This window comes from Leeuwenhoekiella polynyae, assembly GCF_004104075.1.
In the GTDB taxonomy this organism is placed as follows: Bacteria; Bacteroidota; Bacteroidia; order Flavobacteriales; family Flavobacteriaceae; genus Leeuwenhoekiella; species Leeuwenhoekiella polynyae.
Genome location: NZ_QOVK01000013.1, coordinates 69,477 through 95,229, shown reverse-complemented (window position 1 = coordinate 95,229; position 25,753 = coordinate 69,477). Strand labels below are relative to the sequence as shown.

22 protein-coding genes are annotated in these 25,753 nt (G+C 38.7%); 5 read left to right on the top strand and 17 right to left on the bottom strand.

The annotated features are described in order from the left end of the window. Positions 1–108 precede the first annotated feature (108 nt). Positions 109–570, top strand: a complete 462-nt coding sequence (locus DSM02_RS13635; protein ID WP_128766172.1) for a CBS domain-containing protein — start codon at positions 109–111, stop codon at positions 568–570. 18 nt (positions 571–588) lie between these two features. Here the strand turns inward: DSM02_RS13635 and DSM02_RS13630 are convergent, their stop codons facing one another. The 6 genes from DSM02_RS13630 to DSM02_RS20800 form a co-directional block, all read right to left on the bottom strand. Beyond that, positions 589–2,445 carry a T9SS type B sorting domain-containing protein gene (locus DSM02_RS13630; protein ID WP_128766171.1) on the bottom strand — a complete coding sequence of 619 codons (1,857 nt, stop codon included), beginning with the start codon at positions 2,443–2,445 and terminating at the stop codon, positions 589–591. 80 nt (positions 2,446–2,525) lie between these two features. Further along, complete coding sequence (locus tag DSM02_RS13625) at positions 2,526–2,873, bottom strand: hypothetical protein (protein ID WP_128766170.1); 348 nt, start codon at positions 2,871–2,873, stop codon at positions 2,526–2,528. 19 nt (positions 2,874–2,892) lie between these two features. Then, positions 2,893–3,417, bottom strand: coding sequence for a YfiT family bacillithiol transferase (locus DSM02_RS13620; protein ID WP_128766169.1), 525 nt, complete (start codon positions 3,415–3,417; stop codon positions 2,893–2,895). A gap of 127 nt (positions 3,418–3,544) precedes the next feature. Continuing rightward, a complete protein-coding gene (locus DSM02_RS13615) occupies positions 3,545–5,338 on the bottom strand; it encodes a ribonucleoside-diphosphate reductase subunit alpha (protein WP_128766168.1) in 1,794 nt (597 codons plus the stop codon). A gap of 4 nt (positions 5,339–5,342) precedes the next feature. Beyond that, positions 5,343–6,617, bottom strand: a complete 1,275-nt coding sequence (locus DSM02_RS13610) for a ribonucleotide-diphosphate reductase subunit beta (protein ID WP_128766167.1) — start codon at positions 6,615–6,617, stop codon at positions 5,343–5,345. A gap of 768 nt (positions 6,618–7,385) precedes the next feature. Beyond that, the gene (locus tag DSM02_RS20800) at positions 7,386–7,655 is read right to left on the bottom strand and encodes an aminotransferase class V-fold PLP-dependent enzyme (protein ID WP_382402980.1); all 270 of its coding nucleotides are present in this window, start codon (positions 7,653–7,655) and stop codon (positions 7,386–7,388) included. A 778-nt stretch (positions 7,656–8,433) separates the two neighbouring features. On the opposite strand from DSM02_RS20800, the gene DSM02_RS13600 reads away from it, so the two are divergent. Then, positions 8,434–8,766, top strand: coding sequence for a single-stranded DNA-binding protein (locus DSM02_RS13600; protein ID WP_128766166.1), 333 nt, complete (start codon positions 8,434–8,436; stop codon positions 8,764–8,766). An 85-nt stretch (positions 8,767–8,851) separates the two neighbouring features. Here the strand turns inward: DSM02_RS13600 and DSM02_RS20795 are convergent, their stop codons facing one another. From DSM02_RS20795 to metG, 10 genes are all read right to left on the bottom strand, one after another. Further along, positions 8,852–9,187, bottom strand: coding sequence for a DUF2752 domain-containing protein (locus DSM02_RS20795; RefSeq protein ID WP_382402979.1), 336 nt, complete (start codon positions 9,185–9,187; stop codon positions 8,852–8,854). Positions 9,188–9,221: 34 nt separating this feature from the next. Then, entirely contained in the window at positions 9,222–9,491 is a 270-nt protein-coding gene (locus DSM02_RS13590) for a CD225/dispanin family protein (protein WP_128766164.1), read from the bottom strand. Positions 9,492–9,660: 169 nt separating this feature from the next. Next, on the bottom strand, positions 9,661–11,571 hold the full coding sequence (gene acs / locus DSM02_RS13585; protein WP_128766163.1) for an acetate--CoA ligase: 1,911 nt from the start codon (positions 11,569–11,571) through the stop codon (positions 9,661–9,663). 172 nt (positions 11,572–11,743) lie between these two features. Then, positions 11,744–12,127: a VOC family protein gene (locus tag DSM02_RS13580; RefSeq protein ID WP_128766162.1), complete on the bottom strand. Its 384-nt coding sequence runs from the start codon at positions 12,125–12,127 to the stop codon at positions 11,744–11,746. 631 nt (positions 12,128–12,758) lie between these two features. Continuing rightward, positions 12,759–14,531: a sodium:solute symporter family protein gene (locus DSM02_RS13575; RefSeq protein ID WP_128766161.1), complete on the bottom strand. Its 1,773-nt coding sequence runs from the start codon at positions 14,529–14,531 to the stop codon at positions 12,759–12,761. A gap of 20 nt (positions 14,532–14,551) precedes the next feature. Further along, on the bottom strand, positions 14,552–14,812 hold the full coding sequence (locus DSM02_RS13570) for a DUF4212 domain-containing protein (RefSeq protein WP_128766160.1): 261 nt from the start codon (positions 14,810–14,812) through the stop codon (positions 14,552–14,554). A 136-nt stretch (positions 14,813–14,948) separates the two neighbouring features. Next, positions 14,949–15,488: a hypothetical protein gene (locus DSM02_RS13565; protein ID WP_128766159.1), complete on the bottom strand. Its 540-nt coding sequence runs from the start codon at positions 15,486–15,488 to the stop codon at positions 14,949–14,951. Positions 15,489–15,605: 117 nt separating this feature from the next. Then, positions 15,606–16,508 (bottom strand): histone deacetylase family protein, encoded by a 903-nt coding sequence (locus DSM02_RS13560; protein WP_128766158.1) that lies wholly within the window; start codon positions 16,506–16,508, stop codon positions 15,606–15,608. A 70-nt stretch (positions 16,509–16,578) separates the two neighbouring features. Next, positions 16,579–18,714, bottom strand: a complete 2,136-nt coding sequence (locus DSM02_RS13555; protein WP_128766157.1) for a Tex family protein — start codon at positions 18,712–18,714, stop codon at positions 16,579–16,581. A 133-nt stretch (positions 18,715–18,847) separates the two neighbouring features. Further along, positions 18,848–20,929 (bottom strand): methionine--tRNA ligase, encoded by a 2,082-nt coding sequence (gene metG, locus DSM02_RS13550; RefSeq protein WP_128766156.1) that lies wholly within the window; start codon positions 20,927–20,929, stop codon positions 18,848–18,850. A 324-nt stretch (positions 20,930–21,253) separates the two neighbouring features. On the opposite strand from metG, the gene DSM02_RS13545 reads away from it, so the two are divergent. The 3 genes from DSM02_RS13545 to DSM02_RS13535 all read left to right on the top strand — a co-directional run bounded on the left by DSM02_RS13545 (position 21,254) and on the right by DSM02_RS13535 (position 24,715). After that, entirely contained in the window at positions 21,254–22,159 is a 906-nt protein-coding gene (locus DSM02_RS13545) for a S66 peptidase family protein (protein ID WP_128766155.1), read from the top strand. A 16-nt stretch (positions 22,160–22,175) separates the two neighbouring features. After that, on the top strand, positions 22,176–22,532 hold the full coding sequence (locus tag DSM02_RS13540) for a YraN family protein (RefSeq protein ID WP_128766154.1): 357 nt from the start codon (positions 22,176–22,178) through the stop codon (positions 22,530–22,532). A gap of 68 nt (positions 22,533–22,600) precedes the next feature. Next, a complete protein-coding gene (locus tag DSM02_RS13535) occupies positions 22,601–24,715 on the top strand; it encodes a M48 family metallopeptidase (protein ID WP_128766153.1) in 2,115 nt (704 codons plus the stop codon). 57 nt (positions 24,716–24,772) lie between these two features. Here DSM02_RS13535 and DSM02_RS13530 read toward each other — a convergent pair whose 3' ends face one another. Beyond that, positions 24,773–25,675 (bottom strand): helix-turn-helix domain-containing protein, encoded by a 903-nt coding sequence (locus DSM02_RS13530; RefSeq protein WP_240674062.1) that lies wholly within the window; start codon positions 25,673–25,675, stop codon positions 24,773–24,775. Positions 25,676–25,753: the final 78 nt, after the last annotated feature.

The window sequence follows — 25,753 nt, the reverse complement described above, 5'->3', positions numbered from 1 at the left end:
AAAGACCGGTATGTACAAGACTTGAAGTGATTTGAAAATTTGATAAAGAAATCGTTTTCTATATCTCGGATATTTTGTCTAATTTAAAGAGTCTAAAAATATAAGCATATGGGAATCAAGAGTTTTATGGGTAAACGATCTAAAGTTGTTGCCGAAGAAGTAAATATTAAAGTTTCAGATTATATGACAACAAGGCTTATCACATTTACACCTGACGAGTCGATAATGGATGTGATGCAAAAACTGATCAAGTACCGTATTTCAGGAGCACCGGTTGTGAATGAAAACTATGAGTTGTTAGGCGTTATTTCTGAAGGGGATTGTATCAAGCACATATCAGATAGCCGATATCATAACTTGCCAATGCTCAATGCAACTGTAGGACAAAACATGGCAATTGATGTGGAAACTATAGATGGAAATATGAATGTGCTGGATGCAGCTCGCTTTTTTATTGAGCGTAAACACCGCCGTTTTCCTATTGTTGAAAATGGAAAACTAGTAGGGCAAATCAGTCAGATGGATGTGATAAAGGCTGCTTTAAAGTTAAAAGGCGCAACCTGGAAGTAATTCGATTGATTTAAGGTCTCACTTTTTTAAAGTAAAATGTCCTGTTTTAAATGTATTATCGGTAAATGTAGCTTTAAACCAATAGTCGGTTGATGGTAGCATTCTGCCATTATAAGTACCATCCCAAGAATCATTTTCATTAAGAGATTTTACTAATTTGCCAAAGCGATTGAAAATATTGACTTTTTCAATAATCTGGGACTGTGATGAAACCGGCGTCCATAAATCATTGTAACCATCATTATTAGGTGTGAAAAATTTGGGAAAAGTGTAACTCATATCCGATATATTTTCTTCACAATTTTCTAATAATTGAATATTAACGATTTCTTCTGTAAAACAGTTGTTTTCTGAATAGACTTTTACTCGATAGCTTCCGGTCTTTTCAGCATTTATATTGGTCAAAGTTGGATTTTGAATAGTGCTAAAGAATCCTTTAGGGCCAGTCCACTCGTAGCGAGATCCTGTAGATGACTCTAATTTCAAATCAGAATTAAGGCAACCTGAGAGAGTAATTAGACGAGGTGTTTCTATATCATTGATAGTATCAGAAAGGTTGAACTTTAATATCCACCAATCACGGCTATAATTACTTTCAGTTTTATCGCCAGAAATATTAGAGTCTGACCATCCTATTTGAATATAATTACTCTGAGAATCTTGAATAGTACCTAAGTTTCTGTCTAAACCACTTCCTCCAAAACGTTTATCTCTTATAAATTCGCCATTTTGACTAATTATAGTAAGCCAGTAATCACTGTCTCCGTTAGAAGGTTCACTTACATAACCAAGAGGGTCAGAATACGTGTCACCAGAAATAACTATATTTCCTGAACTATTTTCAAAGAGAGCGGTAGCTGATTCTGTATCATTTCCTCCTAAAGTTTTATCCCAAATGACTGTGCCATCAGTGGTGATTTTCAGAATCCAAATGTCTATTGAGTTGCATATTGGCGCTTCTGATTTATCAAAATTAATCTGAGAATTCGATGTTCCTGAAACTACAAAGTTCCCATCGGAGCTTTGGATAATGTTACTGCTGATGTCCCCATGTGTACCACCATAAACATGATCCCATATAATTTCACCTAAAGAATTGATTTTAATGATCCAAAAGTCAAATGTTCCATTATCATTTAGTACATCTTCTGATTTGTCTTGAGAAATGGAAGAATTTGAACTAGCAGCGATTATAAAGTTGCCGTCATTGGTTTTCATTATTTGACTTGGAATATCGTCTTGAGTTCCACCCAAGGTTTTTTGCCAGATTTCATTTCCATCAAAATCTAACATAAGTAACCAAATGTCAGACTCACCTTTCAATGCTGCAGTCTTGCTTCCAGAAATTGGACTGTCTGAACCACTAGCAATTAAATAGCCTTGGTTGGTTACTACGGCATTTGCTACTCTGTCTGTACCAGCCCCCCCATACGTAAGATCCCATTCAATATTTAGATTAGTATCTAGTTTTACGATCCAAATATCATCCCAACCACCATAAAAAACATCAGTTTTATCGCCATTAGAATCAGAAGTTGAATTACCCAATAGTAGATAACCACCATCATGGGTTTCAAATATTTGCGAAATATAATCAGTTCCGTCACCTCCCAATGTTTTTTGCCATTGAATAGAACCATTTTCTTTTTTTAATGAAACAAGCCAAATATCTGAAGCTCCATTATTGGTATCCGTAATATCTCCCGTGTTGTTGTAGGTATATCCGGCAACTAGATAGTTGTTCTCTTTTCCTTCTTTAATAAAACTACACCAATCATGGTTTATGCCTCCTAGTGTTTTTTGCCAGACAATTTCTTGAGCTTGTACGTTGTAGATACAGAAAAGTAAGAGGAAAATATTTAGAATTCTAGGCAAGAAATAAGTGTATTTTTCTGCAAAATAAATTATTTTTTTGAATTCCTAGCTTAAACTTAAATGCTACTACCTGGAAGTTGTCAGTTGCGTCTTACCAGAGCATAAAAGTCATTGTCTAGCGGAAGATAGCCCTGATCATAAACAAAGTAATAAACGGTGCCGACCTTTGTAGTATAAATGCTGGTAAACAAATTAAAATCAAAACCTGCTAAAGCTAATTTACTCTTTGTGGTTTTGGTCTTGTCGTCAGGATTTAAAGACTCGAGAATGCGATAATTTTTACGCAGTTTGTTATTGGTATTTCGTATCAGGTTCTTTCGGTCGCTGTTGAGTTTATTGTTTGCAGCATTTCTGCACGAGTCGCTGCAGTATTTTTTATCTGCGCGACCTATAATTTTATCTCCACACTCCGGGCAAGTCTTTTGCATATTCTAAAATAATGATTTTCTAGGAGTTGAGCGCATTTTTAATATGTGCTAAATGATGCCTGCAGTGCCAGTCATACATCCCAATGGTTTCTGCTAAGGTAAACTGTTTGCCGTGTTCCGGGTGAATGTAAGTCCGTTCCAGATCTTCAGGTTCTAATACCTTTAGTAGAATCGCCCAGCGCAGATGTAAGCCTTCAATAAGTTTAAGTGAAGCTTCTATAGGTGTTGATGCAGTATCAGGCAGCTCAGCCCACTTGTCTTCAAAGTAGGGTTTGATTTGTGGAGTGTTTTCAGTTAATGCCAGTTTAAACCGTATAAATGCATGCATATGACTATCTGCGCAATGATGTACAAGCTGCTTAATATTCCAGCCATCGAGCCGGTAGGTTTTTGCTAAGCTATCTTTGGAAAGATTTTTGGTTAATTGGGTAATTGATCGCGGAAAATCTTGAATGGTATGAATCCAGTTTTCGATTTGAGAAGCTGTGATAGTTTCCGGTTTTTCAAAAATCCCTATAGGATATTTTAATTCTTGAAGATCCATAGTAATAACTTGTTTAGTGAGCTAAAGTTACTGGATAATTTAAATTGAAAATAAGTTCTTATAAAAGAAAGAGCCGGTATTTCTACCGGCTCTTGCAACACTTACTTAAATAAAAAAATTCTATTGATTAAGCCTCACAACTTACGCAGGCTTTTTTCTGCTTGAATTTTTGAGCAGCATTCATGCTGTGCTGGTAATACAAAGATTTTAACCCCAGTTTCCAGGCAGTAATATGAATTTTATTGATGTCTTTAACGGGCATTTCCGGGTGAACGATGATGTTCACAGATTGACCTTGGTCAATATGGTTTTGTCTGTTAGCAGCTTGGTAAACGATGTCTAATTGATCGATTTCAGAATAGGTTTTAAATACATCTTTTTCTAAGTCTGATAAGAAATCTAGATGTTGAACAGAGCCATCAAAGTCTCTGATGCTTCTCCAAACTTCAGTAGTATTTTTACCTTTTTCTTCTAGTAAATCAACTAAAAACGGATTTCTAATTGTGGTTTTTACTTTAGCGATATCTTTTACATAGGTGTTAGACCAAATAGGCTCTATCCCCTGTGATACCTGACCTAATATAAATGCAGATGAGGTTGTGGGAGCAATTGCATTTAAAGTTGCATTGCGTCTTCCATAACCTTTTAAAGCTTCAGGTTCGCCAAAACGATCTGCTAAAGCTGCTGATGCCTGGTAGGATTTTTCTTTGATAGTTCTAAAGATTTCACTGTTTAGATCATAGGCTTCCTGACTGTTGAACGGCAACATTTTAGATTGTAATAGCGAGTGCCAACCTAAAACACCTAATCCTAATGCCCGGTTTTCTTTAGCAAAATTATAGGCTCTTTCCATAAACAAGAAGGTCTGGCGATCTTCACGGCTATCAGAATCACGATAAACCTCTAGTTTTTCACAGAATTCTGTAATCACAGCATCTAAGAAATGAACCATAGTTTCTACGGCATCAGTATTTTTCCATTTATCATAGTGTAAAACATTAACTGAAGAAAGTACACAAACAAATGACCAATTTTCATTAGAGGGTAACATGATTTCTGTACACAAGTTACTAGCGTAGATCGTGTGATTGTTATCTCTAAACACATCTGCAGCACCGTTGTTTGCATTGTCTTTAAAGAAGATATAAGGATATCCCATTTCCCCGCGACGTTGCAGTACTTTAGCCCATACAGCACGTTTTTTCTCGTCACCGGCTACCATGTCTTCCATCCACTGGTTGGTCACCGATACGCCGTGTGTTAATTCTTGAATAGGATTACCTTCGGTACCTATTTCTAAGAACTCTTCAATGTCCGGGTGTTCAACCGGTAAGTAGGGAGAAAAGCGACCACGACGTACAGAACCTTGACTTACGACATCAACCATAGATTCAAAAAGCTGCATAATGTGTACAGCTCCAGAAGCCTGACCGTTATTTTTCACATCAGCACCGCGATGTCTAATTTTTCCAAAATATCCAGAAGTACCACCACCTAGTTTAGACATCATACCTACTTCAGACTGGGTGTATAAAATGTTACCCATGTCATCATCTATATGAGAACCGAAGCAGCTAATTGGCAAACCACGCTCTTTACCAAAGTTTGACCAAACCGGAGAAGCCAGTGAATAAAAACCTTCGCTCATATAGCCGTAGAACTTATCTGAAAAACCAGCTATACCTAATATAGTTTCTGCATGATCTGCAATTTCACGGATACGCCCTTCTGGAGTAACTCCTTTAGTAAGGTAGCCTGATGCTAAAAAGTTTCTACTGAAATCATTTAACCATTCAAACTTATGTTCTTGCTTTTCTGATGAATTTTTAAGCGCTTCTTTTCTCGCTTGTGCAAGGGTATCAGTTGCGCTTGTGGTTTTTTGTTGTAACTCTTCTCCGAGGTGTAATTTTGATTCGTTCATTGTTTTAAAATAAGTCGTCGCTGGTTATACTTTGTGTTCTTTTACTATAGTTGATGGAGCGTTTTACAAAAAAGTCTCCGTGTTTGGTGCCTATGATCTCATCGTCAAACCATTCGGTTTCTGCGAGAAGGGTTTCATCTACCTCAAATATTTTTTCGATTCCTATACTTTCAAGGGAATCATTAAATCTCTTTTTGATGAATTCTTTAACCAAAACTTTTGGTAAAAATTCTATTTCGCCTGCTTCAAAAATCCAGTCTATGATGTCGCTCTCTGCTACAAATGCATCTTTACACATATCTTGAATCATACTATGGTAATCTGCATCAAACCACTCCGGATTTTCGTCTTTAATGATATTGATGATGTCTATACCAAAATCTCCGTGAATTTGTTCTTCTTTAGAAGTCGCTTCTACCACGTTAGAGATGCCTTTTAAGACGTTTCTGTGTTTGTTGAAGGCCATAATGATCAAGAACTGCGAGAACAGGGATACGTGCTCTATAAATAAAGAGAACAATAAAACAGACTCGGCATATTCTTTATGATCATCACTTTTAGCGTTTTTTAAAGCGGTTTCCAAGTAATGAACACGCTTCATAATCACCGGCTTTTTCTTCAGGTTTTTAAATTCCTGATTAAGGCCTAAAATTTCTAGGAGGTGTGAGTAGGCATCGTGGTGTCTTACTTCACTTTCGGCAAAGGTTGCGCCTACAGAACCAATTTCTGGCTTAGGCATTTTATGATAAATATCACCCCAGAAGCTTTTTACAGCTACTTCTATCTGAGAGATGGCTAGCATCGTATTCTTTATAGCGCTACGCTCAGTATCAGAAAGGCGGGTTTTAAAATCTTGTATATCACTGGTAAAATTAAATTCTGTATGAATCCAATAGGAGTGTCTAATTGCAGGCACATATTCATAAAGTGCAGGATAATCGTATGGTTTTAGGTTGATTCTTTTTTCAAAAATGTTAGCCTTTCTTTTTTGAGCCTGCTCGTTTCTATATAGGATATAGGCTTTTGCAACATCAAAAAAACCACCTTCCATCAGTTTGTTCTCCACAAAATCCTGAACCTCTTCTACAGTAGGTTTGTAAGCAGTATCTGCATTTTTACGCTCCAGAAGCGCAGTATAAACATTTTGAGAGATTTCTTCTGCATCCTTAGGGCCACCGTGTTCAACCGCGGTCATGGCTTTTAAAATAGCGTTTGTGATTTTGTGTAAATGAAAGGTTTTGGTCGTAAAATCCCTTTTTATTACCTCGGTAATTTCCATACAAGTAGACGTTAAAAAATGATAGCTTTTGAGAAGTATAAAGTTGAAATTTTAATGCCTTGCATGGTGAGTGGTGGTGCTAACTTTTTCAACATTGTTATCAACATTGTATTTTGACACATGCTAAAAGTTGTCAAAAAAATAAGTTTAATTAATTGATTTTCAATAATTAATGTTTTTTTAAAATGTAAAAAGTTTACAGAAAATTAATTTTAAATTAATAATTGTGTTTTAAAGGAAAAGCTTGCAAATGCTAGTAGCGAAGCACTTAACCTAAATGGAAAGTTTTGTGTTGTCAACGTTCATAACTTATAAAATTGTGGATAAAATATGCGAAGATATTAGGCTTTTTCTAATTGTTATTTATTCGTAAAAAATCATTAAAAAGTTGGCAAACTATAAGTCTGTTAGGTTAAGCTGTCTACGAAGTTTAAAAATTGATCTAAATCAGATTTTGTCGTTGCCAGAACGACCGAGATACGTGTTGCTCCTCGCATTTTTTGTATGGCATTAATGAGTTCTCGATATCCACCTTGATGGTTACTGGTAAAAAAATCGGGTAATTTGTCAGAATTAACATCATTGCTGGTCTTATCAATACCCGTATTACAAAAACAGCCGGGGCATAATGAAATATAATGAGCATTGGCTCTGCGCTCTATCTCTTCAAATGGAATTTACGTAGCTGCAGAATCATAAAAACACATAATCAAAGTTCTTCCGGTTTGAAGGGGGTCTTGTGGACCAAAGAGTCTAACTTTTTTAGTTTCATTTTTTATGATTGAGGTTGTTGAGTTTATTAAAAAGATATTTAGAAAGTGAATTTACCCGTTTGTTGATGCGTTGTCTTCCAACAGCATTTACATAATCTAAACCGGTTTTTAGAGCAGGAATATCTAGATAATTTAAGGTTACATTCTCAAAGCGCTCATGGTTTTTGGTTAAATAATGATGCGGAGGTTTGATGCTGGCTAGAGTTACGGTACCATCCGCAAACCAAGGTTTAAATAATTCACTGAATTTTGATTTCTGAGCCAGCAGCGCACCCAGGCCTGTGGGATAACCAAAAATCTTAAAAATGATAAGGAGACAAAATCGGGTTCGATCCTAGACAAATTCAATTCTGATGTGGGGTAAAGGCCGCAGCATCTAATAAAACATCCCAATCAAGATCTTTAGCTTTTTTTTCCAATTCAGATCATGTGGTACTCGTGAAACATTCGATTGTACCGGATAAAAAAAAGTCTTTTAGCTTGTCTTTCTCGGCTTAGCTCAATAGGTAGTTCTTCTTCATTTTCATGAATTCTGAGATCTTCAACTTGAATACGAATATAATTATTGGAGTCATCTTTCGTCTTGCAATATTCACGAATTCCATTTACGGAATTGTGAGTGTCAAAAAGTAAGATATTCACTGCCTGTTGTAAATGGGTTGCATTCTTCTACAATCTTTAAAGCGCCTGAAGCATTTTGTGTAAGAACGCAGTAATACTTTCTGTTTTAAAAAAAAATCTAAAAGCCGTTCGTACATATTCCACAAGTTTTGTTGCGCGCAAAGAGGGAGATTCGTAGAAGGTGGTGAGCGTAAAGTTGGACTGTTGTTAGGTTGCTGGGAAATTGTCTGTAATAGTTCTAAAAGGCAATAGGTTATTTTTTAACAAAGTTTTTTTTGATTAGTAGTGCTTATTATTCCGAATACAAACGCTTACAAACGACTATAAGCGAAAGTAATTGTTTCGCAACCGATTAGTATTTGTTTCCACATGCATCTTTGCAGTGTAAATAATTATTAACTGTTTAACGTAAAACAAAAATCATGAGCACATTAAGAAACAAAGTACAGTTGATCGGAAACTTAGGCAATGATCCTGAAATCGTAAATCTGGAATCGGGTAAGAAACTGGCAAAATTTAGTATTGCAACTAATGAAACTTACAAAAACAATAATGGCGAACGCGTCACAGATACGCAGTGGCACAATGTAGTTGCCTGGGGTAAAACGGCAGAAATCGTTGAAAACTATGTCTCAAAAGGTAAAGAAATCGCCATAGAAGGAAAATTAACCTCTCGTTCTTATGAAACCAAACAAGGTGAGAAACGCTATTTTACTGAAATTTTATGCAGTGAACTGTTGATGCTGAGTAAGTAGGCTGCTCCCAATCTAAATTAAAAATGCCACGATAGTTTTATATCGTGGCATTTTATTTTTATAAAGTTTTAAAGAAAAGCGATTTTTAAAACAAATTTCGAACGATCCAAAAGATGATTATTATAGAGAAAACAACCCAAATAGCTAATGTTCCATAGAATGTTTTTCGAATTTGGATTAGCTTGTTATTATAATTATTCTTGATGTCTAAAAAAGCGCCAAAACCAACATACGGTAAAGCAATCAAAAACAAAGCGTTTTTTTCAAACGCAAGGAGTATGTTTCCATTTAGCAAATGATGTAATGCTCTTTGAGAGCCACAACCTGGACAGAAAAACCCAGTTAATGTATAAAACGGACATTTGGGGAAAAAGCCTACTTCCAGAGGATTGTATGTTTTGTAAATATAGGCAGTAGACACTATCAAAATTGCACTGCCTATATAGATTAATTGTTTAAAACTGACTACTGGCAACACCTATAACAATTAGTATTACATACAAAAATGCAAAGCTTACAGCTACTACGGCGCTTACAATTGTCCATTTTTTGGCTTCTTTTGAAGCGCGTTCTGCGCCTTCTATATCGCCTGCATAGAAACGAGATTCAACTTTTGCAGCGTTAACAATACCGGCAATGCCAAAAGGTAAGCAGCATAAAACAGTAGATAAAATAGATTCTACAAGCCAGGTTTTTGGAGGTCTTTGGTTGTTTAAGTTTTCCAATATATTTTATATTTTAATTAGATATCAAAATTATTAATTTCAGCGAATGTCAATGATTAATTTTAAACTAAAAGTCCTTTAATTTTTACTAAAGGGCGTTTTAGTTTAAAAATCAAAACTTTATCTCACTTAGAGATTGAAGTAAAGGTTTACTTTTTATGCGTAAATCTTATTTAATCACATTATCCATTACCTCCTGGACAATTTCAGGATTTAGTAATGTGCTGGTGTCTCCAAGGTTTGACGTATCGTTAGAAGCAATTTTACGCAGAATACGACGCATAATTTTACCACTTCGGGTTTTAGGAAGTCCATTTGTAAACTGAATCTTATCCAACTTGGCTATTGGGCCAATTCGATCTGAAATCAGTTGATTGATCTCTTTGCGTAGATTGTCCTGATTACGACTTTCACCGGTTTCTTTCAAGATCACATACCCGTAAAGCGCATTACCTTTCACCTCGTGCGGGTAACCCACAATGGCGCTTTCGGCCACTGCAGGATGCTCGTTAATCGCATCTTCAATAGGTGCGGTACCCAGATTGTGACCGCTTACGATCACCACATCATCTACACGACCGGTGATCCGGTAATAGCCTACACTATCGCGTAAAGCGCCGTCGCCGGTAAAATACATGTTTTTAAACGCTGAAAAATAGGTCTCTTTATACCGTTGATGATTACCCCAAATGGTACGGGCCATTGAGGGCCAGGGAAATTTGATACACAACCTTCCGTCAACTTGATTGCCTTTAATTTCGTTGCCTTCTTCATCCATCAATGCAGGCTGAATACCGGGTAGCGGCAAAGTCGCAAATGTTGGAATCGCGGGGGTGGAGTAGGGAATAGGCGAGATCATAATTCCCCCGGTTTCGGTTTGCCACCAGGTATCTACAATCGGACTTTTTTTCTTCCCGATATTTTCGTCATACCAGTGCCATGCTTCTTCATTGATGGGTTCGCCTACGGTACCCAATACTTTTAAGGAGGTTAAGTCATACTTTTCTACGTGTTCCAGGTTTTCTTTGGCTAAAGCTCTAATTGCCGTTGGCGCTGTATAAAACTGGGTGACTTTATGTTTTTCTACAATCTCCCAGAATCTACCATAATCAGGATAGCTGGGCACGCCTTCAAACATAACGGTCGTTGCACCATTGGCCAGCGGACCGTAAACAATATAACTGTGCCCGGTGATCCAGCCGATGTCTGCCGTACACCAGTACACATCATCTTCCCGGTATTGAAATACATTTTTAAAGGTAAACGCAGAATAGACCATATACCCGGCTGTGGTATGTACCATTCCCTTGGGCGTTCCGGTTGATCCCGAAGTGTATAAAATAAACAGCGGATCTTCAGCATCCATAATTTCAGGAGCACAGGTAGTTTCAGCTTTTTCCAGAAGTGGTTGAAGCCATTGGTCACGCCCTTCTTTCATGTCGATTTCAGCATTGATGCGGTTTACAACCAAAACGGTTTCGACACTTTCGCATTTTTTCAATCCCTCATCAACAATTCCTTTTAAATCGATTGTTTTGCTACCCCGGAAAGAACCGTCGCTGGTGATAACCAGTTTACAGTCAGAATCATTAATACGTGTAGCAAGCGCACTGGAAGAAAACCCGGCAAATACTACGGAATGTATCGCGCCTATTCGCGCACAAGCCAGGACTGAAACAGCCAGCTCGGGAATCATAGGTAAATAAATGCAGACGCGGTCTCCCTTTTTGATGCCTTGTGATTTGAGTACGTTAGCCATTTTAGCAACGCGTTCATGCAACTCGTTATAGCTGATGTGCAGTGCTTCTTCATCCGGATTGTTGGGCTCAAAAAGGATGGCTGTTTTGTCACCCCGTGTACGCAGATGGCGGTCGATGCAATTTTCGGTAATGTTGAGTTTTGCTCCTTCAAACCATTTAAATTCAGGCTTATCAAAGTCATAGCTTAACACATTATCCCAGCGCTTGTGCCACATAAAGTGTTCTTCGGCGATTTCTTCCCAGTAGCTTTCTGGATTACGTACCGACTTGCGATAGACTTGAAAATATTCTTCTAAATGTTTGATATGATAATTACTCATGCGATTTAATACTTGTAGTTGTAACGCTTAAAATTACTAAAACGATATCGATTCTTTTTGAAAAATTCTAAAGGGAATGTTTTGATTTCATTAATTTTTCTGCCAAAAAATTATGAATTTGGATAATTATCGCAAACCAGTTAGAAAATTGACTGATGATTTAAACTTGAAATCAGAAGGCTTCATTGACTTCAATCCAGTGGGCATCGGGATCCTGAAAATAAACTTGCCTAATTCCGTCATCTCTGACGTAGTTTTTTAAAGGTGTGTCTTTCCAATCTGAATACGCAATACCAAGAGTTTCAATATGGGTGATAAATGCAGTTAGATCTGAAGTAGCCATAGCAAAATGAACGGCTTTATTGGTTTTAATTACCGCATCAGACCTGGGAATCAGGTGTAATTCTCTGCCTTCACCAAGCGATAACCAGCGTGTCTTCGAGTTGGAAGCGGTATTTTCCAGTTCCTCAAACTGAAATACGTTTTGATAAAAATCAACCGAGGCATTCACATCTTTTACCGAAAGTGCAATGTGATTGAATTTGAAATTAGCCAAATGATAAAGTTTAAATTATGGTATTTTGTTTACGTGAATTTTTAATCAGTTCAAACTTTTCTTGTCCTTGATTTGTAAATAATATTGTTAAATGGTCAGCCCAATATGAGCTAGTTTCTCCATCTTTAATTTCTAAGGCAGAAATCCATATTTTTTCACTACCAAATTCAATTTGCCAAGTTTGAGGAATTTTACGAACATCAAATTGATTCTTTGTAGGTGAATGATTTTGTAAAACGGTTTGTACTCCCTCACTAATATCCCAGAAAACTGTGATTTCAGAGATTTTATTTTTTATTAGCTTTTTCCAATTTTTGTTTTCAGTTAGTTTGATGGTTTTAATGTTTTTACGGTAGTCGATTTTTTTTTAATTCCTCAAAACCAATTCCGTAACAATAAAATTCATTATCCCACTTTATTTGAATCAAATCATTGTTATCAAATTGAAATATAACATTCATATCAACAGAATGAATTTCGGAAGTATATTCCCAGAACTCAGCATCTGAATCATAATTTAACTCCTCATAATAGACTTGGATTACTTTTCGACCTATAAATCGAGCCCTTATTCTGTCGTAATATTTCTTTTCCTCAAAGGTCATTTTTAGTCTGACGAATACAACTAAAATTAATGATCGTGAGCTTCTCCCGCACCGCTGGGGATTCGTATGTTTTCTACAATATCCTGCACATCTTCAGGTGGTGCAGGTGTGAGTCTGGAAACAATAACTGAGATAACCACATTTACCGTCATCGCTACGGTTCCAAAACCTTCAGGTGAGGTTCCAAACCACCATTCGGATGCCGGTAAGGGGTCTAGAACACCAATGAGGCCGGTCTTAAACCGTATCATATAAAACAGCATCAGGACGATACCTACGATCATTCCGCTAATGGCGCCCTGGCGGTTCATACGCTTGTCAAAAATTCCCAAAACAATTGCCGGAAAGAACGAGGCAGCCGCGAGACCAAAAGCCAGTGCGACCACGGCAGCTACAAATCCCGGCGGATAAATCCCAAAGAGTCCTGCCACAACCACAGCAACAAAAATACTGATACGTGCCGCCAGCAATTCGCCTTTGTCTGAAATATCCGGTTTTAATTGTTTTTTAATCAAGTCATGAGAAACCGAAGTCGAAATGACCAGCAACAATCCGGCAGCAGTAGACAGCGCTGCGGCGAGTCCACCGGCGGCGACTAAAGCAATCACCCAGGCGGGTAGTTGTGCTATTTCAGGATTGGCCAGTACCATAATATCCCGGTCTACATAGAGTTCGTTGGTTTCGGGAGATGCATTGCTGATCAGGCGCTCGCCGTATGCTCCGCGGGTATCCGTGAATTCGGGTTTTCCAGAGGTAGCTTCACCGTTTACATATTGAATTTTTCCATCTTCATTTTTATCAGACCACGCAATGAGTCCCATATTTTCCCAGTTTTTAAACCATTCGGGTAACGAAGAATACTCCTGATTGCTTACCGTCTCAATTAAATTGGTACGTGCAAATACCGAAACTGCCGGTGCCGTGGTATATAGAATAGCGATAAGCAGTAATGCCCATCCGGCTGATTTACGGGCATCTTTTACATTAGGAACGGTAAAAAAGCGCACAATCACGTGGGGCAATCCGGCAGTACCGGCCATCAATGCCAATGTGATCGCAAAGACATCCCAGGTAGATTTGGTGCCTTCGGTATATTCTTTAAAGCCCAGCTGCGTATGTAGGTTGTCTAATTTCTGAAGGAGGTAGGTACCATCTTCCACACGACCGCCCATCCCAATCTGTGGAATAATATTACCGGTCATTTGTATCGAAATAAAAATAGCAGGTACCATAAATGCAAAAATAAGCACACAGTATTGCGCTACCTGAGTATAGGTGATGCCTTTCATTCCGCCTAAAAAAGCGAATACCAGAACCACAGCCATCCCAATAATCACCCCGGTAGTGATTTCGACCTGAAGAAATTGTGAAAAAACGATACCCACACCGCGCATTTGCCCGGCCACGTAGGTAAACGATACAATGAGGGCACAAATCACAGCTACGGTACGTGCGGTATTGGAGTAATAACGATCGCCAATGAAATCGGGTACCGTAAATTTGCCAAACTTACGCAGATATGGCGCCAGCAAAAGCGCAAGCAGTACATAACCCCCGGTCCAACCCATTAGGTAGACCGAACCATCGTAACCGGCAAACGAGATAATACCTGCCATCGAGATAAACGAGGCCGCACTCATCCAGTCTGCTGCGGTTGCCATTCCGTTAGCTAACGGGGAGACCCCGCCGCCCGCAACATAAAATTCTTTAGTAGAACCCGCACGGGCCCAGATTGCAATTCCAAAATAAAGCGCAAAAGATACGCCTACGAGTAGCCAGGTCCAGATTTGAACATCCATAATGAGTTGGTTGGTGTGGGTTATTTTTCGTTGTATCCGTATTTCTTATCCAGTTTATTCATCAACCGGATGTAGACAAAAATGAGAATCACAAACACATAGATGCTGCCTTGCTGGGCAAACCAAAAGCCCAATTTAAAACCTCCCAAACTATATCGATTGAGAAAATCTTTAAAAAGTATGCCGCAACCAAAGGAAACTGCAAACCAAATGATCAATAAAATGGAGAGGTATTTGATGTTTTCGCGCCAGTATTTCCGAGCATTTTCAGGTATCGGCATAAAATAATTGTTAATTTTTTACGAATATAAAGCATTATTAACAAGTGTGCCACCTGCACTTACCCGTTTTCAGAAAAATCAAGACATAAAAAACCCGATGTGATGGCATCGGGTTTTTTAGTAGTTGATTATCTAGTTAGATTGCATCAACAGTTACTTTTACGTCAGCGGTAATGCGTACAGTAAAGGTTACAGGAGCATCAGATACAGTTCCTGAAGCTGATAAAGTTGCTGTAGCACCACTTCTCAAGTCTGCTTCAAACGCATCTACTAAAGCCTGGTTCACTTCAATTTCATAAACTGTTCCATCAGCAGCGGCAGTCGTTAGATTAACAGAAGTACTATCTCCGGCAGAAAACCATGGATACGTACTGCTTGCAGCAGTAAAACTACCAGACGCGATAACATCTTCAGTACCACTTACGCTAAGAATTTGGTAGGTAAGTTTTGTGATTTGTAAATCTTCTATTTTATCAAGATTATCTTGCACATCATCATCATCTATACTGATAGAAGCACTTTCTGAAAAAGTGGTTTCTCCTTCGGCAACGGTAATCACTAAATCTTTGGTGATAGTAGTATCAACATCAATTTCAGTCAATTCATCAACTGCATCACAAGAATTGAATGCAAGAGCAAAAATGGTAAGGGCAAAAAAGATAGTAAATTTCTTCATTTTTTAAAATTGTTAAGAGTTTTAACAAAAATAGACATAAATAGCTATAAACCAATTTTTTATGTTGAAAAAGGGTGAAAACACCCCAGGCGTCTTTAAGGTATTGAAATTCAGCTTTTAAAAATAAATTTCCTGAGCCAGACGATAGGTGTTGGCGTGTGCCTCAATAATTATTTTAATATTTGGAGAATAGCCGCCGCCCATACTTACCTGTACAGGAATTCCGCTTTCGCGAAAACAACTCAGTGCAAAACGATCGCGTTCTTTACAGCCTTCAACGCTGCACGACAACCTTCCAAGCTTATCGGTTTCTAGAATATCAACGCCGCTGAGGTAAAAAACAAAATCGGGCTTTACTTGATCAATCAAGCGGGGAAGCGTCTCTTTTAGCCTGGCTAAATAATAAGCGTCGCCGCTTTTGTCAGGTATTGGGATATCGAGATCAGAAACTTCTTTCTTAAACGGGTAATTGCCCGCGCCGTGCATGCTAAAGGTAAACACCGAATCATCTTCCTGAAAAATTTCAGCCGTACCGTTGCCCTGATGCACATCGAGGTCTACAATGAGAATTTGTTGCGCTAATCCCTGTAACTGCAGGTAGCGCGCGCCAATGGCCTGATCGTTTAACAGGCAAAAAGCTTCCCCGTGGTCAGAATAGGCGTGGTGCGTACCGCCGGCGATATTAAAGCTGATGCTGTTCTCCAACGCATACTGGCAACCCAAAATCGTACCCTGTGCGATAATTTGCTCCCGATCTACCAATTCTTGTGAAAGCGGAAAGCCAATTTTGCGTGCCGCTCTGCGCTCGATATTAAGTGCCTTGAGGTTGGTGACGTATTCCTGGGTATGAACAGCCGTGATGTATTTTTCTTCCGGAAATCCCGGTTCGTAGAAATTTGCTTCGGTGCAGGTACCCTCGTGCAACAATTGATTGGGGAGTAGCTCGTATTTTTCCATAGGGAAGCGGTGTCCTTCAGGAAGTGGATGTTTGTAGATGGGATGGTATGCGATTTTGAGCACAGTTTTATTAATTTGATGTCACTTTGAGTGTATCAACAACACGTTAGTGTTTGTTGATTGGTATCAGAAGTTAAGCATTCAGTTTATGCAATTTAAGCTGAATACGCTTCCGTTTGATATCGACTTCAAGCACTTTAACAACAACCTGTTCCTGTAAACTCACGTGTGCATTTACGTCACTTACAAAACCGTCTGCGAGGTTTGAAATATGAATCAGTCCACTTTCTTTAATGCCAATGTCAACAAAAGCCCCAAAATTGGTGACGTTGTTTACAATTCCCGGCAATAACTGACCCACTTCTAAATCTTCGATTTTTCTAATATTTTGATTGAAGGTAAACGCCTTTGCCGGCTCCCGTGGATCGAGCCCGGGTTTTTCGAGTTCGTCTACAATATCTTTCAGCGTCAGTTCGCCCACTTCATCGGTTACATAATCTTCTAGACTCAATTCTTTTAAAACCGTTTTGTTGCCCACCAATTCTTCCACAGAAACCTTGAGACTTTTGGCCATTTTTTCAACCAAATCGTAGCGTTCGGGATGCACTGCAGAATCGTCCAGCGGATTTTCGGCATTTTTAATGCGCAGGAAACCGGCTGCCTGTTCATAAGCTTTAGCACCCAAACGAGGAACATTCAATATTTCTTTCCGCGAAGCGAAAGCACCGTTTTCGTCGCGATAGGCAACAATATTTTCTGCCAGTTTAGGGCCAATTCCGGAAACATAACTCAACAGCGGTACACTGGCGGTGTTGATGTTAACACCTACAGTATTCACGCAACTTTCAACCACACGGTCGAGTTCATTTTTTAATTTGGTTTGGTCTACATCATGTTGATATTGGCCTACACCGATTGATTTTGCATCAATCTTTACCAGTTCGGCTAGCGGATCTGCAAGACGGCGTCCGATGGAAACTGCACCGCGAACGGTCACATCGTAATTGGGAAATTCATCCCGTGCGATTTTTGAAGCCGAATAAATACTCGCACCGGCTTCGCTAACTACAAAAACTTCAATATCCCGATTGAATTGCATGCGTTTTATAAACTGTTCGGTTTCCCGACTGGCGGTTCCGTTTCCAATAGCAATGGCTTGTATTTTATGCGCGTCAACCAGAAAACTGACTTTACGCATCGCACCTTTAGTATCGTTTTTTGGGGGATGCGGATAGATGGTTTCGTTGTGTTGAAGTCCGCCATTTTCATCAAGACAGACTACTTTACAACCCGTTCTAAAACCGGGATCAATTGCCAGAATGCGTTTTTCACCCAGCGGCGAACCCAGAAGAAGCTGGCGTAAGTTTTTAGCAAAAACCGAAATCGCTTCAGCATCTGCTTTTTCTTTTGCAGCACTTAGGGCTTCATTACTCAATGCCGGAAACAACAAACGTTTATAGGCATCTGCGGCAGCTACTTTAATTTGGTTTGCACAATCGCCTTGAGATTTAAGGAGTCGGTTTTCCAAGTGCTCCAACGCCCGATCATCTTCAAGAGCTACTTTGAGTCGTATAATTCCTTCTTCTGCAGCACGGGAAAGTGCAAGAAAGCGGTGGGAGGGAATACGTGAGAGCGATTCTTCCCATTCAAAGTAATCTTTATATTTCAGAGCTTTCTCGTCGTCTTTTTTAGACTTGACCACTTTAGTCGTGATCTGGGCGTGACGCGTCAACTGATTTCTAAGATAATTACGCAGGTCTGTACGCTCATTAATCCACTCTGCAATGATGTGGCGGGCACCTTCAAGCGCATCGTCTGTTGAGGAGATATCTTTACTTAGAAAACGGGCAGCAGCATCTTCTACATCCCGGGTATTTTGCGCCATGATGATTTTGGCCAGGGGTTCGAGTCCGTTTTCACGGGCGGTATCGGCTTTGGTTTTTCGCGTTTTCTTATACGGAAGGTACAAGTCTTCTAAAACCGTTACATCGGTTGTATCTTCAATCTGCTTTTGAAGTTCGGGGGTTAATACTTCCTGTTCTTTTAAAGCTTTTAGAATAGTGGCTTTCCGTTTTTCTAAAATTTCAAACTGCTCTTTAAATTTTACGATATCTCCGATTTGCACTTCGTCCAGATTGCCCGTGCGTTCTTTGCGATAGCGCGCAATAAAAGGAATTGTCGCATCTTCTTCCAGCAGCTGCAGGGTGTTTTTGATGCTGCTTTCTGGGAGGTTGGTCTGCGATCGTAGGTAAGAAAGTATCGTAGGCATGCTATCTGATATTATTGAGTGGGTGGTATTCTCGTCCCGATTACTTTCGGGAGCGCTTGATGTGGCCTGTAGAACACCCTTGTTTCAGCAAAGCTGAAATTTTCCCTCCTTTTTAAGGAGGGAAAATTTTTATCTAACTAATCACCCCGCCATTTTTAACGCCGGCGGTATCGGGATTCATAAATACCAATTTACCTTGAGCATCTTCAGTCATTAAAATCATGCCTTCGCTTTCTACGCCGCGTAGTGCGCGAGGGGCAAGGTTTACCAAAACGGTTACCTGTTTACCTATAATATCTTCGGGCTTAAAACTTTCGGCTATGCCTGAAACGATGGTACGTACATCAATACCGGTATCTACTTTTAAAACTAAAAGCTTTTTGGTTTTGGGCATTTTTTCAGCTTCAATAATGGTTCCCACACGCATATCCAGCTTGGTGAAATCATCAAACTGAATGGTGTCTTTTTGAGGGGTTACAGCTATATTTTCGGCTTTGTTACTCATTTTTGTGGCTTCTAATTTATCGAGTTGTTTTTGTATTTGTTCGTCTTCAATCTTACTAAATAACAACGCAGCCTGATTGATTATGTGTCCTACGGGAAGTAAATCTATTTTGTCTCCAAGCATTTCCCAGCTCAAGGCTTCTGGTAAACGCACTAACGGATCTTCACTCTCAATATTGAGCATGTGTTTGAGCGTATTTGCAGTATGTGGTAAAAAGGGTTCACTTAAAACAGCAAGTGTTCCTGCGATTTGTAAGGCCACATACATCACGGTTTGGGTGCGCTCTGTATCGGTTTTTACAGTTTTCCAGGGCTCCGCATCGGCCAGGTATTTGTTTCCGAGTCGGGCTACATTCATCAATTCATTTTGAGCTTCGCGGAAACGATAGCGTTCAATGGAACTTGCAATAACTGCCGGATAGGCTTTCATTTCTGCAAGTACACGCTCGTCTTCTTCATTAAAGTCATAAGCCTGCGGAATAGCGCCTTCGTAATATTTATTGGTCAGAACCACCACACGGTTGATGAAATTTCCAAAGATTGCAACGAGTTCATTATTGTTACGCGCCTGAAAATCATTCCAGGTAAAGTCGTTGTCTTTGGTTTCTGGAGCGTTTGCGGTTAGGGTGTAACGCAACACATCTTGCTGCCCCGGAAAGTCTTCCAGGTATTCGTGCAACCACACCGCCCAGTTTTTTGAAGTGGAAAGCTTGTTACCTTCTAGATTTAAAAACTCATTAGCAGGCACATTATCCGGCAAAATATAGCTTCCTTCCGCCTTAAGCATACTTGGGAAAATAATGCAGTGAAAAACAATGTTGTCTTTCCCAATAAAGTGAACCAATTTGGTATCGTCTTTTTTCCAGTAATCCTCCCAGTTTTTGCCCTCGCGTGCTGCCCATTCTTTGGTAGAGGAAATATAACCGATAGGAGCATCAAACCAAACGTACAGTACTTTACCTTCAGCTCCTTCAACCGGTACGGGAATTCCCCAGTCGAGATCGCGGGTTACCGCACGGGGGCGCAAGCCGTCGTCAATCCATGATTTGCACTGACCGTAAACATTAGATTTCCAATCCTTCTTATGATCCTCCAGGATCCATTGCTTGAGGAAGTCTTCATAACGTTCAAGAGGTAAAAACCAGTGTTTGGTTTTTTTCAAAATAGGTTCAGCGCCAGAAATGGTAGATTTGGGATTGATCAAATCAGTGGCATTTAGAGACGAACCGCAATTTTCGCACTGATCCCCGTAAGCTTCCTCGTGACCACATTTAGGACAGGTTCCTATCACAAAACGATCAGCCAAATACTGGTTAGCTTCCGGGTCATACAATTGCTCAGTTACTTCTTCGATAAAATCTCCTTTTTCATAAAGGATTTTAAAGAATTCTGAAGCGGTATCGTGATGTACCGGTTCAGAAGTACGCGAATAATTATCAAAAGAAATCCCAAATTCCTGAAAAGAATCTTTAATGATCTTATGGTATTTATCTACTACTTCTTGTGGAGTAATACCTTCTTTTTTAGCCTTTATGCTAATAGCAACACCATGCTCATCGCTACCGCAGATGTATGCAACATCATTGCCCATTCCTCTTAAATAACGGGCGTAAATGTCTGCAGGTACATATACTCCTGCCAGGTGACCTATGTGAATAGGACCATTTGTATAGGGTAGTGCAGCGGTAATTGTATATCTTTTTGGACTCATATCAGGATTAAAATTTCAGCGGCAAAGATACCATTTATGACCTTACACAAAACCAGAGATACCCTACATTTAATAAGTCTTACATTAGTGTTTTAAATAGTTTATAATATTGCATAATTTATTTGTAGTTTTTCTTTTTAATATGCTTTCTATATTTAGCGTGACTTATCTAAAAACAACGCTAAGTTTGATGTGCTGTTTAGAATGAAAGATGTGTTTAGTTTTGCACAGCTTGGCATAATTTCTAAGAAATGAAACAAGCTGAAGCATCAAAAATAAATTTTAAAGTAACCGGGCTTTTGTACCGCCCATAATAGATAGAATATGGTAACCCCGCCTTATTTAGTTGAAGGAGATAAAGTAGGAATTGTGTGTACTGCACGTAAGGTTGATAGAGCAGATCTCGAGGACGGGATAGCTCTTTTAAAATCTTGTGGATTAGTGCCGGTCTTGGGTAAAACTATCGGAGCAGCAGATAATCAATACGGTGGTACAGATAAATTGCGTGCTACAGACTTGCAAGAAATGTTAGATGATGACGAAATCAAAGCAGTTTGGTGTGCAAAAGGGGGTTACGGTACGGTGCGAATTATAGATGAAATCAATTTTTACAAATTTGTAAAATATCCTAAATGGGTTGTGGGATATAGCGATGTGACGGTGTTGCATTCACAAATTCATAAATTGGGTTTTGAGACCATTCACGCTGTTATGCCGGTTGGGATTTCTCGGAATACAGCCATTGCAAAACAAACATTAGAAAACGCTTGGTTAGGTAAACCCTTGCATTATCACATAGAGAGTCATCCACTCAATCGTCAAGGTACTGGAAAAGGCGAACTGGTAGGGGGTAATATTTCTATTTTATATTCTTTATGCGGAAGCCATTCTGCTATAAATACAGATAATGCTATTCTGTTTATAGAAGATCTTGATGAGTATTTATACCATGTAGATCGTATGATGGTCAACCTCAAACGTAATGGAATGTTGCGCAATCTTCGCGGCCTTGTAGTGGGGGGGTTGACTAGCATGCATGACAATTCGGTTCCTTTTGGAAAAACGGCTCAGGAGATCGTTTTAGATGCGGTAAGTGAATATGATTATCCTGTATGCTTTGACTTTCCGGCAGGACATTTAAAAGATAACCGTGCACTTATTATGGGGCGAAGCACTTCGCTGGAAGTTAATGAACGCGGTGCAAAGCTTTATTTTGATCAGATTGAATAATTAATGTTTTAGAGCAATGAATCATAACGAACTCGGGAAATGGGGCGAACAGTATGCAGCCGACTATCTTCAACGAAAGGGTTATGAAATTCTGGAACGCAATTGGTTTTTCGCAAAAGCGGAAATTGATATTATCGCTCAAAAAGATAACGAACTCGTCATTGTAGAGGTTAAAACCCGCAACTCTGATTTCTTTGGTGATCCACAGGACTTTGTGACTCCGTCTAAAATCAAATTACTCGTCAAAGCTGCCAATGAATACATCATTTCAAACGATTTGGATATTGAAACCCGTTTTGATGTTATTGCTGTTTTAAAAAATAAAACCCAGGAAAAGTTGGAGCATTTTAAAGATGCGTTTTATTATTTTTAATAATTTTTTAAGAAAAATTGTGATTTTTAAGCGGAATAAACGAGCTTAGATGTTTAAATATTTATTCCGTGAGTACACTAATATACCCCGAAAGTCCTACTTCTATTCCTGAAAAACTAACCTCTTTAGAATCTTCTTATAAGTATCGTGCAGCATTAGCTGTGTTTGGGATTTTTTTGTTCTTTATTCTCTATTTGACAATGGTCGCTTTTCTAGGCTATCTTGTTTACTATGCCTTTACTTATGAAATTGAGCATTACAACAAATGGACCATCTTACTCAAGATTGGTTCTATAGCGGGAAGTATCATGTTATTTTTATTTACGCTTAAGTTCATGTTAAAGCTTAAGAATCACAGGCCTTCTAACCGTATTTTGCTCAAGAAAGAGGAGCATCCGGATTTATGGAATTTCGTTGATACAATCTGCGAAGAAACCGGAGCGCCCAGACCTAAGAATATTTATGTTGATCCTGATGTAAATGCATATGTGCGCTACACGAATATCTGGTTGAGCTTATTTCTTCCTGTAAAAAAAGAACTCACAATAGGTCTAGGGCTACTTGATTGTCTCAATCTTTCTGAATTTAAAGCAGTGGCTGCTCATGAATTTGGTCATTTCGCACAAAAAAGCATGAAAATAGGCAGCTACATTAATTCTGCAAATACTATTATCCACAATATGATTTTTGATCGTGATAAGTGGGATGATTTGCTAGATCGGTGGCGTGCTGCAGACATACGCTTATCTTTTGCTGCTTGGGCTATAACTCCTGTTATTTGGTTGATTCGGCAGTTGCTGCGTTTATTTTATCAGTTTTTAAATATTATGTATTCTTCGCTTTCTCGGGAAATGGAATTTAATGCAGACAAAGTTGCGGTCAAAGCTTCTGGAAGTGACCCTATAGTTTCAGCATTATGGAAATTAGATGACGGTTCTAATGCTTGGAATAATACCGTGAATTATGCGTATATCGCTTCTCAAAAGGGAATTGCTGTAGATAATTTATATGAGCACAGTTCTCAGGCAACCAAGAAAATCTTGCAACAGCTCGAAGAGAAATTTAGCCTCCTACCGCTTCATCCTGCAGGAGGGAAGAAGTTTTTTGATGATAACGATAGTGTTGTTGTAGGTATGTATGCCAGCCATCCTTCTAATCAATCTAGGGAAGAAAATGCAAAAAGCCCTTATGTTTCGTGTGTTTATGATAAGCGATCTCCTTGGTTACTATTTGGCGACTATCGTAATTTACAGCAACAAATGACTTGTCTTATCTATAAGGAATATCTTAAGGCAAAGACTAAGGAAAGCATCAGTTTTGAAGCCTTTCAACAGTTTATCAAAGAGGAGTCTTCAGGAACTGAACTTTTAGAGGCTTACCACAATACTTTTGAGAATAGATACCTGCACGTATCAAATATTGAGGATATTAATTCCATCGAAGAAGTTGGAGTTCAAGATCCTCTTTACTTTGAGAATTTGAAAGATGAGGTTAAAGCTCTTATGCAGCCTGTTAAGAAATTAGACGCACTACTTATTGAAATTGTTCAAATTGCTCAAGGCGAGCACAAAGCCAAATCTTTTTCTTACAAGGATGTTACATATTCTAAAAAGCAAATGCAAGAGGTTTATAGCCTTGTGGTTGAAGATCGTAATCAGTTACTCAACTTCTCTTTTATAGAATGGGATAAGAAATTTTGCTATGCTTATTTGTGTATTGCACTTCAAGTTGACGCTTATGATCAGCTCTATAAACATTATAAGCAACACGAAGCGATAAGTAGTGTTTATAAGTCCTTTGCAGATGGTAAAACGGAAATATTAAACGCGCTTCAGCAAATTCAATCTAATTCATCTGCTACAGAAGGAGATGTGAGAGAACTATCAACAACCATAAAAAATTTTGCGTCAGCGCTTGAATTTGAAGTAAAAAAATTAGATGAAGTTGATTTTGTAAAATTACCAAATATAGATTCTGTGCAGGAATTGAAAGAGGCAATTATAAAGCCAGGAGAACTGGCTGTGAAACCCGGAAATATTTTTGAAAATGATCATTTTCAAATAATAATAGAGACAATTGATAAGGTTTTAGCAAACCTGCAACGGGTTGATCAAAAAAGTATTGCTTCATTGCTTCAAAAGCAAAGTACTGTTTTAGAACGCTGGAAGAGTACTTTAAATTAAAACAGTTAGGAAATTTTAGTGCAGGAAACTATTATTTCCTGCACTTTATATTTTAGGTTACGAGAATTGCTTTCTTAAAACTTGAATTGCCCTCAAAATAATCGCCACATAGAGCCCTTGAGCCAGAATACTTGCCGGACCTGCAACTACGGTCATAATCACCGTCAAAAACATAGCCCCTAAAACTAAATTTATAATTCCCGTTACTTTGGGCAACTGGCCCAGATGATTTGTTTTTAAAAGTCCGATACCCATACAGATAAACAGTACCCCAAAGAGCACGCTGTAAATCACCGCAAAAGCTTCCAATTTGATGTATTGAAAATGCAGATCAAATACAGAATACAACGCAATAAGAGTATTGATGGCTATAGCAATGATCGCACTGGTCTTTAAAAACTGGGCTTTAAATAGTCCGCCTATAAGTGTGAAAGCCCGCATATGGAGTGCAAAAGCTACTGCACCTAAAATAGTTACCGCTGCATAAAATACCTCCCCAAAATAATACTGGTCTGTGGTTAAATAAGTCGTTTCTTCAATGAGTTGAAAAACCAGTAGAATCATACTGATTATTCCGGCGATCCAGCCTAGATTGAGCTGTGTAAACAGGAAGGAAACATTTTTAGTTTCATCAATTTCTAGGAGAAATGCTTTTTTGACTTTTTTCTCAAATGCTGTTTCCTGAAGGTCATCAAGATCGCGATCCAAAGCTGCGAGAATCGTTTTTACAGTATAAACGCGTGGCATTACTTCACCGGCTTCTATACGTTGAATGGTGCGTACCGAAATATTGCACTGCTCTACTAGTTCTTCCTGAGTAAATCCTTTTTGTTGGCGTAGTTCTAAAATTTTAAGCCCAAGTTGTGGCTGTTTCATAAGTGACATAGATTGCTCTTGTAAATGATGCGCATCTAAAAATACAAGAATGTTAGACACTGCAATACTAAAAACAGAAAGCACTTCCAGCCAATTTTTTGCGCCTGCACTTACCCGTCATTTACCTGACATTTCAGTGATAGCAAGGTTTAAGGAATAATT

Coding starts and splice junctions, on each gene's coding strand:
- DSM02_RS13635 (WP_128766172.1), top strand. CDS start 109: ATGGGAATCAAGAGTTTTATGGGTAAACGATCTAAAGTTGTTGCCGAA.
- DSM02_RS13625 (WP_128766170.1), bottom strand. CDS start 2,873: ATGCAAAAGACTTGCCCGGAGTGTGGAGATAAAATTATAGGTCGCGCA.
- DSM02_RS13620 (WP_128766169.1), bottom strand. CDS start 3,417: ATGGATCTTCAAGAATTAAAATATCCTATAGGGATTTTTGAAAAACCG.
- DSM02_RS13615 (WP_128766168.1), bottom strand. CDS start 5,338: ATGAACGAATCAAAATTACACCTCGGAGAAGAGTTACAACAAAAAACC.
- DSM02_RS13610 (WP_128766167.1), bottom strand. CDS start 6,617: ATGGAAATTACCGAGGTAATAAAAAGGGATTTTACGACCAAAACCTTT.
- DSM02_RS13600 (WP_128766166.1), top strand. CDS start 8,434: ATGAGCACATTAAGAAACAAAGTACAGTTGATCGGAAACTTAGGCAAT.
- acs (WP_128766163.1), bottom strand. CDS start 11,571: ATGAGTAATTATCATATCAAACATTTAGAAGAATATTTTCAAGTCTAT.
- DSM02_RS13575 (WP_128766161.1), bottom strand. CDS start 14,531: ATGGATGTTCAAATCTGGACCTGGCTACTCGTAGGCGTATCTTTTGCG.
- DSM02_RS13570 (WP_128766160.1), bottom strand. CDS start 14,812: ATGCCGATACCTGAAAATGCTCGGAAATACTGGCGCGAAAACATCAAA.
- DSM02_RS13565 (WP_128766159.1), bottom strand. CDS start 15,488: ATGAAGAAATTTACTATCTTTTTTGCCCTTACCATTTTTGCTCTTGCA.
- DSM02_RS13555 (WP_128766157.1), bottom strand. CDS start 18,714: ATGCCTACGATACTTTCTTACCTACGATCGCAGACCAACCTCCCAGAA.
- metG (WP_128766156.1), bottom strand. CDS start 20,929: ATGAGTCCAAAAAGATATACAATTACCGCTGCACTACCCTATACAAAT.
- DSM02_RS13545 (WP_128766155.1), top strand. CDS start 21,254: ATGGTAACCCCGCCTTATTTAGTTGAAGGAGATAAAGTAGGAATTGTG.
- DSM02_RS13540 (WP_128766154.1), top strand. CDS start 22,176: ATGAATCATAACGAACTCGGGAAATGGGGCGAACAGTATGCAGCCGAC.